The organism is Zwartia hollandica, assembly GCF_019923725.1.
GTDB lineage: Bacteria > Pseudomonadota > Gammaproteobacteria > Burkholderiales > Burkholderiaceae_B > Zwartia > Zwartia hollandica.
On the sequence record NZ_JAHXRI010000006.1, the window covers coordinates 20,687 to 37,559 of the forward strand.

A 16,873-nucleotide genomic window follows, 5' to 3' on the forward strand; every position below is an offset into this window, starting at 1 on the left:
AATGGGAAAAACTTTATTCTGGGTTGTGGCATTTTTAGGTGGCCTGCTTGTCACGCGTGTGCTTGCGCAGCTAGCCGCAAAAAAAATGTACAACGACTCGCTTCCAAAACAGGCCTCTGCGAAACAAAGAGTAGAGACCGAAGTAATGGTTCAATGCGCCCATTGTGGTGTCCATCTTCCAGAATCAGAAGCCATTACGAAAGCCGGCGCAAGATTTTGCAGCCAAGCACATGCATCTCTCGGTGCGCGTCCTCAGCGTTAATACCCAAGCCGAATGTGGCAACTTGATCCGAATGGCTGGCTAAAGCCTGGACCTAACATTTGGCACAAGCCCTCGCCTAACCACGACGAGCGGCCACCACACACCAAGGTCGAGCTACTCGTTTTGCACAACATTAGTTTGCCCCCTGGTGAGTTCAAAACGCCCTATATCGCTGATTTGTTTTTAAATAAGCTAGATATTGCAGCTGATCCTTGGTTTGCAAATATTGTTGGGCTGCGCGTATCCGCGCACTTCGTCATCGAACGCGATGGGACAACAACACAGTTTGTTTCTTGCGATCAACGCGCGTGGCATGCCGGCATATCTTCTTACGCCGGTCGAGAACGCTGCAACGATTTTTCAATTGGCATCGAACTTGAAGGCACTGATACCCTAGCCTACACAGAACAACAGTACGACACGCTTACGCACCTAACCGCGTGTTTGCGCTTGCACTATCCCTTGGATGCTGTACGTGGCCATTGTCATATCGCACCAGACCGTAAAACAGACCCTGGCCCAGCTTTTGACTGGACCAGGTATGCGAGACTGACTAACTGGAAGGCCGAAGCCTTACCCAAGTAACAAACGATTGACCCGACTCACAAAGGCGGTAGGATCAGGAAGCTGCGCACCGTCTGCTAGCATGGCCTGCTCAAACAACAGATTTGCCCACTCAGAAAAACTATCGTCCGTTGCGCTTTGTACACGCTTAACCAACGCATGCTCTGGATTGATCTCCAACACCGGCAGTACATTCGGTGCCGCCTGACCAGCCGCTTTGAGCATACGTTGCAAATGCGGGCTCAAATCGTTTTGTCCAACAACTACGCAAGACGGCGAATCTACCAAACGTAAAGTGACGCGCACCTCTTTCACACGATCTTTTAATGCCTCTTGCAAACGCTCAACCAAGGGCTTGAATTGCTCCGCCACTTCAGTCTGATGTTTTTTCTCCTGCTCATCCGCTAGCGCCTCGAGATCCAGGCCACCTTTAGCGACAGAAACCAATTGCTTGCCGTCAAACTCACGCAGATGGGACAACATCCATTCATCCACACGATCCCACAGCACCAGCACTTCAATACCTTTCTTACGGAAGATTTCCAGATGCGGGCTGTTACGTCCTGCGGTGTAACTGTCAGCAGTAACGTAATAAATCTTGTCTTGTCCATCCTTAAAACGCGTAACGTAGTCGGCCAAGGTCACCGTCTGAGCATCAGAATCCTCGTAGGTCGAGGCAAAGCGCAAGAGCTTTGCAATTCGCTCGATATTGCCGGAGTCTTCGCCCGTTCCCTCTTTGAGCACCTGGCCAAATTCGGTCCAGAAGGTCGCGTAATCCTCTTTTTTATTCTCTGCCAGATCCTCAAGCAGGCTCAGGATACGCTTAGTAGATCCCTCTCGGATCGCCTTAACATCACGACTCTCTTGCAAAAGTTCGCGCGAGACATTCAGCGGCAAATCGGCAGAATCAATCACCCCGCGGACGAAGCGCAAATAGGAGGGTAGCATTTGCTCTGCGTCATCCATAATGAATACACGCTTCACGTAGAGCTTCACTCCGCGCCGCGCATCGCGATCCCACATATCAAACGGCGCATGTTTCGGCACATAAAGCAGTTGTGTATATTCGCTACGCCCTTCGACACGATTGTGTGTCCACGCTAGCGGGTCATCAAAGTCATGTGAAACATGCTTATAGAACTCCCGGTACTGCTCATCGGACACCTCTGACTTGCTGCGCGTCCACAAGGCGTTAGCCTGGTTAACCGACTCCCACTCGTCTGTTTTAACTTGCTCGGACTTGTCCTTGTCCCACTCTTCCTTCAACATTTGTACCGGCAAAGAGATGTGATCCGAATAGCGACGTAAAACTTCACGCAATTTCCAGCCGCTTAGAAACTCATCCTCATCCGCGCGCAGATGCAAAACAACATCCGTACCGCGCGTCGCTTTTTCTGATGCCGCGATCGTGAACTCACCTTGCCCGTCTGACTCCCAAATAATTCCTTGATCGGCCGGAGCACCAGCACGACGACTACGAACCGTTACTTTGTCCGCAACAATGAAGGAGGAGTAAAAACCAACACCAAACTGACCAATCAGCTGTGCATCCTTCTGCTTGTCACCCGTTAACTTTGAAAAGAACTCGCGGGTACCCGAGCGAGCGATTGTCCCCAGGTTGGCTACGGCCTCTTCTCGGGACAAGCCCACTCCGTTGTCCGAGATCGTGATCGTACGTGCCGCTTTGTCAAAATCAACACGGACATGCAGTTCACCCTCGCCATCGAGCAACGCAGGCTGATCAATGGCTTCGAAGCGCAGCTTATCGCAGGCGTCCGAGGCGTTAGACACCAGCTCGCGCAAAAATATTTCCTTGTTGCTATACAAAGAGTGGATCATCAAGTGCAGCAGCTGCTTAACCTCTGCCTGAAAACCCAAAGTTTGCGATGCGTCAGAAGATGATGTTGTTTGATTCATAGTACTCACCAAAAAGTTATCCACAGGGCGTTGCTCTTAGCCAAGGCGTCGAGCAAGATTCTGAAATGCATTTGGGGGGCAAATGGTATTTTTCAAGACCTAGCGTCAGTTCCTAAGGCGTTTTTTGGCATTAAACGCTTACTTATTAGCTGCAGGGCAAGCACAGTGGACAGGCCAGCGGCAAAGCTGACTAGCAATCCATGCCCAGGTAAGACCAAGGTCATGACAACACAAAAACTGGCGAACCCATAAAACCCATAAAACATACCTCGCAGTAAAGCGACTGCACAGTCTGGGCCCGCGTGGTGATGCGAGAACGTGACTAAGACTGTGCTCATCAAAGGGAACATGCCAAAAAGGCCACTTGTTCGAGGACCCATCACATCAGCGAAGTAGGTCACCAGCAACACCATCGTAGCGCCCAAAGCCATCCGCAAAACAAGGTCTATGTTTCCGGGAGGTGCCGAGCGCGTAGGCGGTGGTCTTTTTGGTAACGCATGAGGCGCCACTGTTAATAGTCCCAACACCACCAGGAAGGCGAGCCATAATGGCAGATACACAAACTGGAGGATCGATACAGTCAGTGCGTAAGTCAATGCCGCAGCAAACAGACTAAGCAGAACGCCATGACGCAAGCAGGTCCAGCCGTACGCAATACAAAAGGCAAGGGTCGCGACTACAGCATAAAGAGTTCCCTCTGCCGCCTGGGCTGCGAAGTCATGCCCTTGCTCAACCGATAAGATTAAGAGCACGGGTCCGGCATAGACCGGAAACGCCGATAGCCAACCGGCGAGACCCGCTCCCCAGCGACGCTGCGCCAAAGACAACAACAGGATCAAACTCGGCACAAGCAAGAGCTTGGCCGCCAACATCGTGGCGCTCACGCGCGCGCCGCCAAGAGCGTTGTGACCTCTTTTATATCTAGACAATGTTCGAGCCCGTTGATCGCCGCAACTAGCGCTGCGCTATCCCCCATCGGCTCGGCGGCCAGCGACCAACAACGCTGGAATTTTTTCATCCGCGCGTCTTCGCTTAACGGACGTTTCGGACTGGCAAGCATGGTGTCTATCGCATGCTCCAAAACCCGCCCATCTCTCAAGCGCACCGACACCACCTGCGGTGCCAAGGCATTGGGATTTGGGTTGTCATCGATTTGCATCGATACCTTTTGTGACAACAAGAAGGTCTGAGGATCATGTAGCGCTTCTCCGCGAAAATGCATCGGATCTAACGAACCATGCTGCAATACCTTAGCAAGCGCAAACGGCATACAAAGACGAGCGTAGTTTGGCGAAGGCGATTTGACTGGCGGGCGATTGACCAAATGATTAATCAATGAGGGACCACGCACGATGATCTGTTCAATCTCATCTGCACCAAACCCAATCTGATCCCGCAGCACCATCAAGCCTTCAATACCTCCGTGTGTCGCACGCCCACTCGGGTAAGGCTTATGACTTAATTCGGCGATACGCCAAGTTTCACCTAGCGTCTTGAGATGTGGTTCGAGATCCCATTGCGTCTCAAACATCGGCAGGTAACCGAAACGACCCGTCAACGGGAGCTGCAAACTAGGAAATCCACTTTGTGCCAAATCGCAGGACTGCAGAGCCGCGCGCGCGTTCATGCCCACTTGCAAAGGTAGCACTACGCTACCCTCTGTATGACCCTGCATCGTGCCACTGACTTGTGCGAGCTGATGACCGAACGCCGCGAGTGTGCGCTGCGCGTCAAAACCACGCAAATTAGCCAAGCCCGCTACCGCACCAAAACCACCAGAGGTTGCGGGACGAAAAAAACGTAAACCTTGCTTGGAGGCCAAACCGATGGTGCACGCCACATCCACGCCAGCCGCTACCGCAGCGAGAAGCGCCTTGCCTGACACCCCCCCGCGCACCTGCGCCTCAGCAAGCAGCACGGGCAAGAGTGTTGCCATCGCATGCAGTACTGCGCCTTCATGCAAACAATCGAATTCCTGGCAATGAATCTGATAGGCATTGAGCAATACAGCTTGCCCGGGACTAAATGTGCGCCGCGTTCCCCACAACCCCACTTGTCGCCCTTCGCCCCAGCCCTGAACCGCTTGAAGCAAAGGCGCAATCTCTGGGGTGCTCCCCCCCGCAATTCCGACACCTATCGTGTCAAGCGTAAATACCTTGGCCCGCTCAATGGCAGCGGCAGACAAATTTTCAAACCTAACCGAGGCTGCATGCTCGGCTAATTGCAGATCCAGCGATGACATCCAAAATCCTTAATAGGTTCAGCTCTATGCCTATAGTTCAAGGCTAAATTACGCCTTTGGCTTTAAGTTCAGCAATGCGCTCTTTAGACAGACCCAGGCGAGAGGAAAATATCTCATCATTATGCTGGCCTAAAGAAGGTCCAAGCGAACGAATCTTACCCGGTGTATCCGATAGACGCGGCACAAGATTTGGAATGGCATGTGTGTCGCCATGCGAGTCCTTCATGTACTTAATATTCTCTCGCGCTGCGTACTGGGGGTCTTCAAAAATCTCATCAATCGCGTAGACCGAACCACAGGGGATCTGGAAAGATTCACAGGTTGAAAGGACCTCTTCGCGCGTGCGCTGCGCAGTCCAAACACCGACATACTCATCAACCTGTGAACGCTCGGCCTCGCGCTGCGTAATCGTCCCCCATTTGCCAGACCCGCCCCACTCAGGCACACCCATCGCCAAAGCAAGTCGTTCAAAAATCTTATCGTTGGTACAAGCGATCGCTACCCATTTTTTATCCTTGGTTGGATAGTGGCTGTGGGGCACCACATTCACCGTACCGGGCCCCATGCGCTCGCGCACATAGCCTTTCATATGGTACGAGGGTGCCAGTTCATCAAGTATCCGAAAGATTGGTTCGTATAAACCAATGTCCACCACTTGACCGCGGCCCGTCTTGGCGAGTGCTTGGATACATAACAACACCCCAAGTGCGCCATACAAGCCCGCGAGATAATCGGGGATAGTTGCAGAGCCCGGCGTGACTGGTGGGCGATCCGGATAGCCTGCCAGATAGGACAGGCCACCGAAAGCATTTCCAATTCGGCCAAAACCAGGTCGAGGGCTATAGGGCCCCGTCTGACCATAGCCCGATATCCGAACCATAATCAGCCGTGGATTAACCTCTTTCAAAACATCCCAACCCAAGCCCCATTTCTCAAGCGTACCTGGCTGGAAGTTTTCAACCAAGACGTCTGCGTCTCTTATTAATGCTTTCAGTAATTCCGCCCCCTCTGGTGTACGCAAATCAAGAGTTGCAGATTTTTTATTGCGTGTTTCAGACAGCCAAGGCAAAGAGTCACCGTGAGGCGTGATGCTGCCAAAGCGCCGCAAGGCATCACCTACCTTGGGCATCTCGAGCTTTACAACATCGGCGCCAAACTCAGCGAGCTGCGTCGAACAAAAGGGTCCCGCCAAAAAACTCGAGACATCAATAACCTTTAGTCCATCGAGTGGCTGAATATCAACACCTTGAATCTGCATCATCGCGCTTACCGATCCCAGACTTCATCAGGGACGGGAAGTCCTTTTAAGTCTTCTGGACTGAGCGGTTGATCGGGCACGATTCCGTACGTTTCCAACATCAACGTTATTTGACGTGTGTGCTGTGCGGCATGCCAGGTGGTGCGCTCAAGAACATCGTGCATCGCCCTCCTGCCGTAGTAGGTTGGCACCAGATATTGAAGATCACGATTTGGCTCGTTACGCCACCAATCTGCCACTTGCTCGCGCACTTTCGAACCCCAGTCCGCGAGCTCATTCGCTGACCACGCTTTAGGCGCCAACTCGCCGAAGCTTTCGAATTTCAGATCAATCTGATTTGCCGCCTCGGCACCCATTTGTGCAACGCGAAAGATATGAAAGACCGTGTCCGCAGGATTACGATTCCTATCTCGAAAATTCTCACGTAACTGCTCGGGAGAAAACTGCTTGATCAGGCGCTGCGCGGTTTGAATGATCGTATCTAATTTCGCGATCAGTTGCTCTGGAGGCAAGGGATCCATTAATTTGGTTTTTAAATCCAAAAATTTAATCACGTCGTTAAACGACTGACAAAAAGTAAAACGGCCGCCAAGTGCGACTATCGGGACGCTACGAGCGCCTAGCGCATGCAGCTTAGCCATCCCTGTCGGATCGTTAAGCACGTCGATCGATTCAAAATCAATACCCTGTTTTGTCAGGAACTCTTTGGTGCGTAAGCATGATGAACAGCCTGGCTGCCAAAACACCTGTACCCGCGCGGATTGTGTTGCTTGCATGATTTATCTCCCATCCTTGTTTGTTGTGGATTAATTATGACTCGAGAATGTCGATCTGACTGTCGTACCGAAACCAAAATTGGGCTTCTCGGGCGGATTTCTGTAAATTTATTTTCCGCCGTATAATTATTGACTTCGTTCCAAAGCGCCTTCAGCGCGATCCCCCTTGCCCGGGTGGTGAAATTGGTAGACGCAGGGGACTCAAAATCCCCCGCCGCAAGGCGTGCCGGTTCGATTCCGGCCCCGGGCACCATTAAGATAAGATGTGCGGCGCTCGCCGTACGCCAAGTAAATCTTACTGGAAACACACTCCTTTCGTCGTGTGCTAGCCCGACACAGGCACGGGCAACGAAGCGGCCACCTAGGAATTAAAATAAAATTAATTTATTCTGCTCGACACAGCGATTAGCGTCGGTGGTAGAACGGTCGCGCAACTTTAACCTGCCGAGCAAGCGAGAACGAACGTGATGACATCAATCGCACTCATTATCCTGAACCTTTTGATGATTATCGGCGTCAGTTGGCTTGTTTCCTACGTCATTATGCGATGGAGCTTCTCTGCGAAACGAAATGCGAAGCTCGTAGAGCGCTATCACAACATGCCGATTGCAGGCTTGAACTCTGGGGCGATTATTTTATTGTCACTGGGTCTCGCTTTTATATTTAGTGATATATCTGCTGTCCGTAGTCGCGCTAAGGCATCCACACTTCAAGAAGCGGACGCACTCCGCACCTTGGGTCGAATGTCACTCAATATTGACCCGACAGTAGGCGCACCCCTGATGGCGAGCGCCCGAGAATACACTGCGTCTGTACTAGAAAAAGAATGGCCAGCCATGCATCGAGGCTCTTCCTACGCCATACGAAGTGGTGTGAGTAGCGCTCTACCTCCGCTCGCGCGTATGTCAGATATCGTCTACTCCCCTGAGAGTATTGCAAAACTACCGACTGTCACAAGTATGCATCTGGCGAACCTAGTCTCGCGTATCAGAGAGCAGAGACTGCAAAGGATAGACGCCAGTGATTTCGGTATGGGTCTGCGCGGGTACTTGCTTGTCGCACTTACATTGTTAGCGACTACCGTACTTTTAAGTATGTCAATGCTAACCAAGCCAGCCAGTCAATTCATTTCGAATTTTTGCTTATTTTTTGTCACGCTCGCCGCCTCCTATATTGCCTTTCTTAGTCAAAATCCTTTTTTTGGTTTAGACGCTGTGACTAACATACCTTTACAAGAGGCATTCGATCGACTCAACACGATGGAACTTACGCGCAAAAGTTAGGGCTAATTGCGAGACTTGTGCAGGAAGCTTGGCCGAGCTAGGATCTATGGCGTGAGACGAGCTAAATAATATGAGATGTCGTTTAAATCTTGATCAGAGACACCATAAACCGAAGCCGCCATATTTGAATCGCGACCAACGGCTTGATTATTTTTGAACTGTTGCATGCTATGCAACAAATAGTCTTCTCTCTGACCCGCTAGCCTAGGAATTTGCTCACGACCCAGGTATGTCGGTAGATGACATATCCCGCATCGCATGCCTTCCGCTAACTTGCCGCCGCGCGCAAAGACTTCAGCGTCTTTATCGGTCGGGACAGGTGCTAATGTTTTTTCCGCGTAATACTTGGCGAGCGCCGTGATTTCTGCATCAGACACGCCATCAAGCGAGCCCTTCATCACAGGAATATCACGCACACCTTCGCGAATCAGGACAAGCTGATTTTCGAGAAACAATTTTGGTTGTGCCGCTAAAGAGGGGATTCCTTTTAATTGAGAATTCCCGTCTGCGCCATGACAGGCCGCGCACAGCGCCAAGCGCTGTGGGGCTATCTGTGCATATGCAGCAGGAGCCGCCGCTAGGACGGCCCCCACCAAAACAACACTACGTAAAACAGACAACAACTGCATGAAGCTTACTTCTTGTATGTGACGCGATAGATCACGCCATTTTGCTCGTCAGAAACCAGCAGTGAACCATCTTTCATCTGATGCAAGTAGGCTGGACGACCCCACCATGACTGATCTGCAGGATTCATAAAGCCAGTCATGAAGGGCTCTACCTTCGCGTTGTTGCCATTTGCATCTGTGCGCACAGTCACGACATCAAAGCCGATTTTTTGTGTGCGGTTCCAGGAGCCTTTGCGTGCGTTGAACAGCACGTTTTTGTACTCAGCTGGGAACATGTCGCCGGTGTAAAACTTGACGCCCATGGTAGCAGCGTGAGGTCCCATCAAGGCAGCAGGCTGCTCAACACCAGCACAAGCGTTTGCTTTCTTGATGTCTGGATCAGCAATGGTGCCCTGATGACATGATGGAAAACCGTAGTTCGCTTTGACCTTCAAACGATTCATCGTGTCGTTAGGAGTGTCATCGCCCATCCAGTCACGGCCGTGATTACTAAACCAAAGTTCCTTGGTCACGGGGTGCCAGTCGAATCCAACCGTATTACGCACACCAGTCGCTAAGACTTCCATGCCCGAACCATCTGCGTTGTAACGACGGATCTGAGCGTACTCAGGTGTCGGCAGTTCGCAAATGTTGCAAGGCGCGCCAAAGGGAACATAAAACTTGCCGTCAGGACCAAACGCCACGTACTTCCAGTTGTGGTGCGGCATCGGTGGGAAGTTGAACTTGGCAGTCAAATCAACAGGCGTCGCATTTGGGTTTTTTGCGATTCCATCGAAACGCAAGACTTTATCAACCGCTACAACGTACAGCGAACCGTCTTTGTATGCAGCTGTTGGCTGATTAAGTTTGTCTACCACCACACGCGAGGTGCGCTCTTTGCCATTGTCGGTCACTTCGTAAATACGACCGAGTGCGCGCGTACCGACGTAATACTTACCGTTCTCGCCCTCTGCGATTGCGCGGCCACCAGGAATGCCGTCAGCCCAGACCTCAACTTTAAAACCAGGCGGCAGTTTGATTTTATCAATCGGCACATCGGCGGCTTTAGTCGCCACCAGCTTGCCAGGCAAGGGAGCCAACGTGGATTTTGCCATCGACTCTGGCATGCCTTGCTTCCATGCAGGTGGGGGTGCCGGGGCAGCTGCAGGTGCTGCAGTCTGCGCTTGGGCAGACATACTAAATGCCAAGGCCAAACCAAAGCCACTAATCGTGCGTAAGTAATTTTTCACAGTCGTCTCCGTGATGTTAGATGTTCGAACAAGTCCATCTTGTTTTTAAAGTACTGAACAATATTACTAGAATTGGATATCTAGATAACTTTTTTACCTTTAACTTTTTAAGTGAACGGTGGACGCCACAATAATCATTAGGGTAATCACTAGCGCCAAGATGTCAGTGCTTGAAACGTTGCACTCAACATCCCCGGATCCGTGAGATCGTGGCCGCCCCCTGCGACACGGATAAGGTTTGCTTGAGCTACGGTGCGTTGAATGTTGAGACTGTTTTCAAAGGGGCAAAGCGCATCGGTATCGCCATGCACGAGCGTAAGCGGAATCTCTGACATCCTATCAGCCTGTGCCAAGATATTTTGACCAACAAAGCACCGATGCCACAGGTAATGGCTCTGCACCCTATAGCGAGCGATGAGCGCATCGTGACTACCTAAGCCAATCGTAGGCGCTTGCATTGGATAAACGTTCATTGCTGCCTCGTAGGTGGCCCAAGCTTGTGCAAGCTGCACTTGCTTTTGGACGTCCTTCTCTAGGCAAAATACCCGATACCCAAACTCGAGAACGGTCTGTTGAGGGTTGTTAGGCACCTGAGATCGCAAGGCATCCCAAAGTTCTCGACACCCCTCAGGCGGATGTTCCATAAAGCTTTCTATTTCAGCTTGAGTACATAAAAACGGACTACGACAGAGCATTCTGTCGACGCGATCAGGATGGGCCTGCCCGTAAAGTAAGGCTAAAGCACCACCCCAAGAGCCCCCCACAACACTCCACTTTGGTATGGACAGATGCTCGCGCAAACGTTCGATATCAGCAATTAAATAAGACGTCTCATTATGGTCAATCGCCCCTGCTGGTAGGCTGCGCCCACAACCTCGCTGATCATATTGAACAATCCAGAAAAGGGCGGGATCAAAAAATCGGCGATGCAAAGGGCTTGCCGAACTTCCGGGGCCGCCATGCAGCCACACCACAGGCATACCTTCGGGATTACCACTAGCTTGCCAGTGCAACTGGTGCCCATTTCCGACCGCTAGCCACCCGTGCGCTGCGGGCTGAATCTCGGCAAATAGCTTAGTTTTCATGTGGTCAACAAGTCAAAAAGTTGCTAGATACATGTGATTTATTCTATATACTTGTTGCTAATGCCAACTAATGGCGTTGCGATACTTTACTTCCACCGCACTTTAGGAGACCGCTATGAAATGGGAAACACCATCAGCAATTGATCTGCGCTTTGGTTTTGAAATCACAATGTACATCGCCAATCGCTAATCGTTTTTCAAAAGGCCGAGACGAATATCTCGGCCTTTATTTTTTGAGTTGTGATGCAAATACGCGTATTGGGCTCCGCGGCTGGCGGGGGATTTCCTCAATGGAACTGTAACTGCCCGAATTGCTCAGGTGTACGCCAAGGCAGCATCAACGCGCAGATGCGCACTCAGTCCTCTATCATCGTTGGCAACGGATCACCCGACTGGGCATTGATCAATGCGTCGCCTGATGTACTGACCCAAATCAAACAAACGCCTGTTTTACAACCCGCTAGACAGATGCGTGACAGCGGTATTGCCGCGGTTGTGTTGATGGACGCACAAGTGGATCACGTCACGGGTCTCATGATGCTACGCGAAAGAAATTCGCCTCTGCCCATTTATGCCACCCAGCAAGTCTTCGACGATCTCACGGCAGGCCTGCCGCTGGTCAAGACCCTGTCTCATTACTGTACGGTCGAACAGCGATTAATTAGCCCTGAACAAGAAAATTTCAGCATTCCTGAACTAACAGGCATTGCTTTCACGCCGATCACGCTTTCGAGCAAAGCTCCGCCCTATTCGCCTCATCGTCATGACCCTCATCCTGGTGACAACATCGGGCTACTCATGACAGACATAACGAGCGGAAAAAAAGCGTTTTATGCACCGGGTCTAGGTGTGATTGAGCCACAAGTCGAGCAAGCCATGCGGCAAGCCGATGTGCTACTAGTCGATGGTACGTTTTGGACCGATGATGAAATGATTAGCATGGGTCTGTCGTCTAAGCGCGCGATCGACATGGGGCATCTGGCCCAATCTGGACCGGGTGGAATGCTTGAGGAGTTAGCCTCTCATTCAACCAAGCGACGAATTCTGATTCACATTAACAATACCAATCCCATCCTTCGCGAGGACTCACCGCAAGCGCTGCAACTGAAAGCGCTCGGTATTGAGGTCGCCTTTGATGGCATGCACATAGAGATCTGACCATGACCGCATTGAAACCAGCTTGGACGCGTGAAGAGTTCGAAGCACAACTCCGCGCAAAAGGTCAGAGCTATCATATTCATCACCCCTTTAACGTCAAAATGAATGCTGGCGAATGTTCTAAAGAACAGATTCGCGGTTGGGTATTAAACCGTTTTTACTATCAGTGGATCATCCCCATCAAAGACGCTGCAGTCATGTCCAACTGCCAAGATCGTGAAACGCGTCGCAGATGGATTTCCAGAATTTTGGATCACGACGGCTTTGGTGAATACAAAACCGACACAGAGTGCGGAGGCCTCGAAGCGTGGACTCGCCTCGGACTAGCGGTTGGTTTAGATCGTGAGACGCTCTGGTCGCTGAAACAGGTCGAGCCCTCGGTTAAATTTGCCTGTGATGCCTATGTCAACTTTGCACGCCAGCAGCCTTGGCAAGAGGCAATCTGCTCTTCGCTGACAGAAATGTTCGCGCCTCAAATTCATAAAGATCGTCTGGCAACTTGGCCCACACATTACCCATGGATCGAGTCGGCAGGTTTGCATTATTTCCGCTCGCGTATTCCTTTAGCCCAGCGTGATGTCGATCATGGCCTCGAGGTCACACTCAACCACTTTACAACACGCGCGCAACAAGAACGGGCACTCGACATCCTGCAATTCAAGCTTGATATTTTGTGGTCCATGCTTGATGGCATTGAAAGAGCCTATCCGGTATGAGCGACCCCACGCCCGCACCGCTTCCCGAGCGCCCCCGACTCAACAGACTTTTTCGCTTGCAGTGGGAAGAGGCACAACAAGCGTATGTACTGCTTTATCCTGAAGGTATGGTCAAACTCAATCTTAGCGCCGCCGAGATCCTCAAGCGCTGCGACGGAGAGCACACCGTTAACGAACTTATCGCAGAGCTGGAGCAGGCATTTGGCGAGGCTGATTTGCGCGACCCTATCGAAGGGATGTTACGCGCAGCCTTTGAAAAAGACTGGATCCAATAGGACCACCCTCAGCCGATGACACAGCCTGTTATCAATCCGCCCTTCTGGTTACTCGCCGAGCTGACATATCGCTGCCCGCTGCACTGCGTGTTTTGCTACAACCCGGTCAACTACGACAGTATTAAAAATGAGCTTGATACAGACGCATGGATTCGCGTCATGCGTGAAGCGCGTGCGCTCGGCGCCGCACAAATAGGATTTTCGGGTGGTGAGCCATTGCTTCGCGATGACCTCGACATCTTAGTCGCGGAAGCACGACGGCTTGGTTTTTATACCAATCTCATTACTTCTGGTGTTGGCTTAAACGAGAAAAGGATCGCCTCACTTAAGCAAGCAGGACTCGATCACATTCAGCTTTCCTTTCAAGACTCCACACAGGAGATGAACGACTTTCTGAGCAGCACGAAAACATTCGAGCTCAAGAAAAAAGTAGCGGCTTTAATTAAAAAGTATGACTACCCAATGGTGATGAATGTCGTATTGCATCGTCATAATATTCCGCACATCGATAAGATTATTGAGATGGCGCTTGACCTCTCCGCAGAGTATCTGGAGCTAGCGAACACACAATATTACGGTTGGGCGATGAAGAATCGTCAGCAGCTTTTACCCACTCGAGAACAACTTGTCGCAGCGGAAGCCACGGTAAACGCCTACCGCGAAAAAATCGGCAAACAATGCAAGCTGCTTTTTGTTGTTCCTGATTACTTTGAAGAGCGTCCAAAAGCCTGTATGAATGGTTGGGGCTCGATCTTTTTAGATATTGCACCGGATGGCGCGGCCTTACCTTGTCACAACGCTAGAGAGTTACCCGGCCTTAACATTCCAAATGTGAAAGAGCACTCCATTCAGGAGATCTGGTATGAGAGCCAGGCCTTTAATTTCTTTCGAGGTGACAGCTGGATGCAGGAGCCCTGCCGCTCATGCTCAGAGAAAGAAAAAGACTTTGGTGGCTGTCGCTGCCAAGCATTCCTGTTAACAGGAGATCCTGCTGCGACAGATCCAGTTTGCGCCAAGTCCCCCAATCACCATGTCGTCAAACTTGCGATTCGTGAAGCGGCAGCTGTAGCAAACGCCGATACTTCAAAAGAATTCCCATTGGTTTTTAGAACCGACAGCAACTCAAAACGCTTCGCAGGATAAACGGCCTAAGGAGAGGAGCTCCGATGATCCTCCCCTACCATTCCTGTCGTTTTCCACCTACCCAAGTCTGCAACACCTTGATGTCACCGATTTGTTCAGAGGGGGTTGCTCTTGGGTTTTTTTCCAAGACAACAAAGTCAGCAAGCTTACCCACTTCCAGACTTCCAATCTTGTCATCTGACATCATTTGATAGGCGGCATCGATCGTCACGGCACGAATTGCATCATCCACTGAAATTCGCTCATTGGGCCCTAAAACTTTTCGTTGTAATGGGCTTTGCCAAACCCGTGTCACACCCTGGGTAATATATTTCAAAGGGCCATAAGGCGACACAGGCGAATCGCTGTGATACGCAAAGCGAACGCCCTCTTTCTTTAATGACGCTGATGGATCAATACACTCGGCACGCGGCGCACCCAGAATTTGATCGTTAAACGCCTGGCCCCAATAATGCACGTGTCCAATCGTGAACCCCGGAACCACTCCCAGCTGCTTTGTTCTGACTAACTGCTCAGGTGTGGTGACAGTGAAGTGTTCGATTCGCAAACGACGCTTCTCGGGCTGCGACTTACCATCTAACAGCTTGGCGTAGTTATTTAAGGTTTGCTCGACAGCTCGGCTCCCGTTGGCATGAACAGAGAGCTGCCAGCCCTGATCGAAATAGGGCTTCATGAGCGCCAATAGTTGTTCGTCCTGGTAATTAAGGTCCCCTCTAAATTTTGTTCCCGCAGGGTACGCATACGGCTCATTGAGCGCGGCTGTTAACCCTTGCGTTGATCCATCTGAAATAAATTTCACACCGACATAACGAAACAAGTCATCGCCCTCGTTGGGTTTGACTCCTTGAAACCCCTTGGGGATCGCGCTGCCATAGAGATAAGCCCGAACCCTTACCGGCAAACCACCGTTTGCGAGCAAATACTTGTAGAGGCCCATCTCGTTTTCAAGCCCGAGGTTCGCGCCCACGGTAATTTCAGATGAGGTCGTCACGCCCTTCATCGCGAGCTTTTTTGTTGTATTCCGTACCGCTTGAATAAGCTCTTGCTGTGTTGGGACAGGCATCTTGGCTTGAAAAGCAAGATACGACGGTGCCTCAACCAATTTGCCAGTCAGATTACCTTTCTCATCCTTCACATAAATCCCACCATTCGGCGGCTTAGGCGTCTGATTATTGACCCCGGCAACTTCGAAGGCCTTGCTGTTTACATATGCAATGTGGCCGGATTGATTGAGGATAAAGATCGGTACATCCTTGGATACTTTGTCGAGTACCTCGACGGTCAATTCAGCCATAAATGGTGACGTTCTTGACGGATCGACACCAAAGCCCGCTAACCAGCCACCAGGTGGGACAGTCTTTAACGCTGCGCGTAATTTTTCACTAAGCGTATCGATCGTGTCGTAGGGTAAAGAGAAGTTGGACAGGTCAAGCCAAAGCCCTTCCACCATTGCAGTCAACACAATATGAACATGAGGTTCAACAAAACCGGGCATCAGTGTTTGACCACGCAAGTCGATCACCTGGGTTTTTTGATCGACCCAGTTTTTTCTAATGTCAGCTTCCAGTCCTACGGCGACAATCTTTCCGTCTTTCGTTGCAAGCGCCTGAACCTCTTCATTCTTTGCGTTAACCGTGACAATGGGTCCGCCTACAAAAACGAGGTCCGCTGCGGCGTGCGCCCAAGACCCATAGAAAAATAGAGCACTAATTAAAAGATTTTTGGAAACACGAATCATGGTGGCCTCAGGTATTGCTGGGGACATGGGACATAGGCATTTATTTAAAAAATAAACTTACCCAATAGCTATCGAATCTTCAGGTGGGCGCCTTGGTCAAGTATATGATGGAAGGTGGAAAATGATAGCCTTTTGTGTAACAAGTCGACTTATGCAAGTTTTGGGAGTTATGCATTCGTGTTGATAAGACCATTCAAACAACAGGACGAGCCAGGCGTCATTGCGCTGTGGCATACCTGCGCGCTCACTCGATCCTGGAACAACCCAAGTCTAGACATCGCCCGCAAATTGGAAGTCGATCCAGAATTGTTTCTGGTTGGGGAAGAAGATGGCCTGATTATCGCCAGCGCAATGTTTGGTTACGAAGGGCACAGGGGGTGGGTGAACTACCTTGCCGTCGATCCCTCACATCAGCGCAAGAGTTACGCAACGCAATTGATGGAACACGGCGAACACCTGCTTCGTGCCCTTGGTTGTCCAAAGCTCAATCTTCAGGTCCGCAGCACCAACGCGAGCACCTTGGCGTTTTACGAATCGCTCGGCTACAAGAATGACGACGTGATTAGCCTAGGAAAGCGGCTTATTTCTGATGAATAGC

The 16,873-nt window shown here is 50.9% G+C and carries 18 protein-coding genes and 1 tRNA gene; 10 read left to right on the forward strand and 9 right to left on the reverse strand.

Translation table 11 applies throughout. The features are described from left to right. Nucleotide 1 precedes the first annotated feature (1 nt). Nucleotides 2–262 (forward strand): PP0621 family protein, encoded by a 261-nt coding sequence (locus KZZ10_RS03340; protein WP_259660093.1) that lies wholly within the window; start codon nucleotides 2–4, stop codon nucleotides 260–262. Between the two features lie 12 nt (nucleotides 263–274). Further along, on the forward strand, nucleotides 275–847 hold the full coding sequence (gene ampD / locus KZZ10_RS03345) for a 1,6-anhydro-N-acetylmuramyl-L-alanine amidase AmpD (RefSeq protein WP_259660094.1): 573 nt from the start codon (nucleotides 275–277) through the stop codon (nucleotides 845–847). Here ampD and htpG read toward each other — a convergent pair. From htpG to KZZ10_RS03370, 5 genes are all read right to left on the reverse strand, one after another. Next, nucleotides 836–2,743 (reverse strand): molecular chaperone HtpG, encoded by a 1,908-nt coding sequence (gene htpG, locus KZZ10_RS03350; protein WP_259660095.1) that lies wholly within the window; start codon nucleotides 2,741–2,743, stop codon nucleotides 836–838. The genes ampD and htpG overlap by 12 nt on opposite strands. Nucleotides 2,744–2,835: 92 nt before the next feature. After that, nucleotides 2,836–3,627, reverse strand: coding sequence for a hypothetical protein (locus tag KZZ10_RS03355; RefSeq protein ID WP_259660096.1), 792 nt, complete (start codon nucleotides 3,625–3,627; stop codon nucleotides 2,836–2,838). Continuing rightward, nucleotides 3,624–4,985, reverse strand: coding sequence for an MmgE/PrpD family protein (locus tag KZZ10_RS03360; RefSeq protein ID WP_259660097.1), 1,362 nt, complete (start codon nucleotides 4,983–4,985; stop codon nucleotides 3,624–3,626). Before KZZ10_RS03360 ends, KZZ10_RS03355 begins: the two co-directional genes overlap by 4 nt. Nucleotides 4,986–5,028: 43 nt before the next feature. After that, nucleotides 5,029–6,246 carry a CaiB/BaiF CoA transferase family protein gene (locus KZZ10_RS03365; protein ID WP_259660098.1) on the reverse strand — a complete coding sequence of 406 codons (1,218 nt, stop codon included), beginning with the start codon at nucleotides 6,244–6,246 and terminating at the stop codon, nucleotides 5,029–5,031. 5 nt (nucleotides 6,247–6,251) lie between these two features. Further along, a complete protein-coding gene (locus tag KZZ10_RS03370; protein ID WP_259660099.1) occupies nucleotides 6,252–7,019 on the reverse strand; it encodes a glutaredoxin domain-containing protein in 768 nt (255 codons plus the stop codon). A 168-nt stretch (nucleotides 7,020–7,187) separates the two neighbouring features. On the opposite strand from KZZ10_RS03370, the gene KZZ10_RS03375 reads away from it, so the two are divergent. Both KZZ10_RS03375 and KZZ10_RS03380 read left to right on the forward strand, forming a co-directional pair. Beyond that, a tRNA-Leu gene (locus KZZ10_RS03375) sits at nucleotides 7,188–7,272 on the forward strand. 214 nt (nucleotides 7,273–7,486) lie between these two features. Then, nucleotides 7,487–8,302, forward strand: coding sequence for a bestrophin-like domain (locus tag KZZ10_RS03380; protein WP_446001716.1), 816 nt, complete (start codon nucleotides 7,487–7,489; stop codon nucleotides 8,300–8,302). Between the two features lie 44 nt (nucleotides 8,303–8,346). Here KZZ10_RS03380 and KZZ10_RS03385 read toward each other — a convergent pair whose 3' ends face one another. The 3 genes from KZZ10_RS03385 to KZZ10_RS03395 all read right to left on the reverse strand — a co-directional run bounded on the left by KZZ10_RS03385 (nucleotide 8,347) and on the right by KZZ10_RS03395 (nucleotide 11,245). Next, a complete protein-coding gene (locus KZZ10_RS03385; protein ID WP_259660101.1) occupies nucleotides 8,347–8,931 on the reverse strand; it encodes a c-type cytochrome in 585 nt (194 codons plus the stop codon). A gap of 5 nt (nucleotides 8,932–8,936) precedes the next feature. Next, complete coding sequence (locus KZZ10_RS03390; RefSeq protein ID WP_259660102.1) at nucleotides 8,937–10,160, reverse strand: PQQ-dependent sugar dehydrogenase; 1,224 nt, start codon at nucleotides 10,158–10,160, stop codon at nucleotides 8,937–8,939. Between the two features lie 149 nt (nucleotides 10,161–10,309). After that, entirely contained in the window at nucleotides 10,310–11,245 is a 936-nt protein-coding gene (locus tag KZZ10_RS03395; protein ID WP_259660103.1) for an alpha/beta fold hydrolase, read from the reverse strand. Nucleotides 11,246–11,360: 115 nt separating this feature from the next. On the opposite strand from KZZ10_RS03395, the gene pqqA reads away from it, so the two are divergent. The 5 genes from pqqA to pqqE are packed head-to-tail and all read left to right on the forward strand — an operon-like array spanning nucleotide 11,361 to nucleotide 14,537. Then, on the forward strand, nucleotides 11,361–11,435 hold the full coding sequence (gene pqqA, locus KZZ10_RS03400; RefSeq protein ID WP_259660981.1) for a pyrroloquinoline quinone precursor peptide PqqA: 75 nt from the start codon (nucleotides 11,361–11,363) through the stop codon (nucleotides 11,433–11,435). A gap of 53 nt (nucleotides 11,436–11,488) precedes the next feature. Beyond that, nucleotides 11,489–12,403: a pyrroloquinoline quinone biosynthesis protein PqqB gene (gene pqqB / locus KZZ10_RS03405; RefSeq protein ID WP_259660104.1), complete on the forward strand. Its 915-nt coding sequence runs from the start codon at nucleotides 11,489–11,491 to the stop codon at nucleotides 12,401–12,403. Nucleotides 12,404–12,405: 2 nt separating this feature from the next. Beyond that, nucleotides 12,406–13,119, forward strand: a complete 714-nt coding sequence (gene pqqC / locus KZZ10_RS03410; RefSeq protein WP_259660105.1) for a pyrroloquinoline-quinone synthase PqqC — start codon at nucleotides 12,406–12,408, stop codon at nucleotides 13,117–13,119. Further along, complete coding sequence (gene pqqD / locus KZZ10_RS03415; RefSeq protein WP_259660106.1) at nucleotides 13,116–13,394, forward strand: pyrroloquinoline quinone biosynthesis peptide chaperone PqqD; 279 nt, start codon at nucleotides 13,116–13,118, stop codon at nucleotides 13,392–13,394. The genes pqqC and pqqD overlap by 4 nt, the downstream gene beginning before the upstream one ends. A gap of 15 nt (nucleotides 13,395–13,409) precedes the next feature. Beyond that, the gene (pqqE, locus tag KZZ10_RS03420; protein WP_259660107.1) at nucleotides 13,410–14,537 is read left to right on the forward strand and encodes a pyrroloquinoline quinone biosynthesis protein PqqE; all 1,128 of its coding nucleotides are present in this window, start codon (nucleotides 13,410–13,412) and stop codon (nucleotides 14,535–14,537) included. A 34-nt stretch (nucleotides 14,538–14,571) separates the two neighbouring features. Here the strand turns inward: pqqE and KZZ10_RS03425 are convergent, their stop codons facing one another. Next, entirely contained in the window at nucleotides 14,572–16,302 is a 1,731-nt protein-coding gene (locus KZZ10_RS03425; RefSeq protein ID WP_259660108.1) for an amidohydrolase, read from the reverse strand. 150 nt (nucleotides 16,303–16,452) lie between these two features. Here KZZ10_RS03425 and KZZ10_RS03430 point away from each other — a divergent pair, with 150 nt between their 5' ends. Next, the gene (locus KZZ10_RS03430; protein ID WP_259660109.1) at nucleotides 16,453–16,872 is read left to right on the forward strand and encodes a GNAT family acetyltransferase; all 420 of its coding nucleotides are present in this window, start codon (nucleotides 16,453–16,455) and stop codon (nucleotides 16,870–16,872) included. Nucleotide 16,873 lies beyond the last annotated feature (1 nt).